This window comes from Shewanella sp. TB7-MNA-CIBAN-0143 (genome assembly GCF_040310065.1).
Taxonomy (GTDB): domain Bacteria; phylum Pseudomonadota; class Gammaproteobacteria; order Enterobacterales; family Shewanellaceae; genus Shewanella.
The window spans coordinates 1-254 of record NZ_JBEOPL010000125.1 but is presented as its reverse complement, the minus strand read 5'-3'; the positions used below and the strand labels follow the sequence as shown (position 1 = coordinate 254).

At 42.5% G+C, this 254-nt stretch carries 1 protein-coding gene; it reads left to right on the top strand.

Annotated elements, in window-relative coordinates; genetic code table 11:
* A partial coding sequence (locus AAEY97_RS21380) for a sensor histidine kinase (RefSeq protein ID WP_351001374.1) occupies window positions 1-254 on the top strand: 254 nt, incomplete at both ends.

Sequence of the window (254 nt, the reverse complement as noted above, 5' to 3'; positions counted from 1 at the left end):
ATCTAATGATGAGTTAGACTCAGCTGCGCTTGATGCGGGCGCCGTTGATTACTTAATTAAAACAGAAATGAGTTCGAGCCGATTTGCGCGTGCTATTCGTTATGCTTTAGCGCGTAAAGATGTAGAAGGTGAGCGAGTTGAACGCTTAAAAGCTGAAGCCGAAAATCGTTCAAAAGATCGATTTTTAGCTCATTTGAGCCATGAGTTACGTACCCCTCTATCGTCTATTTTAGGTTACACCGAACTGTTAATGC